The sequence below is a fragment of the Corynebacterium sp. HMSC074H12 genome (genome assembly GCF_001813755.1).
GTDB lineage: Bacteria > Actinomycetota > Actinomycetes > Mycobacteriales > Mycobacteriaceae > Corynebacterium > Corynebacterium hiratae.
Window position 1 is genome coordinate 1 of sequence record NZ_KV813873.1, and the last position, 397, is coordinate 397.

The 397-nt window shown below is 50.9% G+C and carries 1 protein-coding gene; it reads left to right on the forward strand.

The genetic code is table 11. The features are described from left to right. Window positions 1-397 (forward strand): VaFE repeat-containing surface-anchored protein (locus tag HMPREF2932_RS00175; protein WP_168166978.1); only part of this gene is annotated, 397 nt, incomplete at both ends.

Sequence of the window (397 nt, forward strand, 5' to 3'; positions counted from 1 at the left end):
TGTTGAGCCGAAGATTTCGACGAATGCTGATTTTGCGAACGGTGCAACTCAGGTTGTTGCTGGTGCGCAGGTTAACGATACGGTGACGTATGAGGGTCTGGTTCCGGGTAAGGAATACACCCTTTATGCTGAGTTGATTTCTAAGGCTGATGGCAAGACTGTTCTGGGTGAGGGTAAGAAGACCTTTACTCCGGATGCTGCCAATGGTGAGGTTGTTGTTGAGATCATCGTTGATGAGTCTGTAACGGAGCCGGTTGAGGCTGCGGTTGCCTTTGAGGAGTTGACTTCTGTTGAGGTCGACAAGGAGGGCAAGGAGACTCCGGGTACTGATCCGAAGAACCCGAATGTCATCGCTGAGCACAAGGACATCAACGATAAGGCTCAGACTGTGACCTCT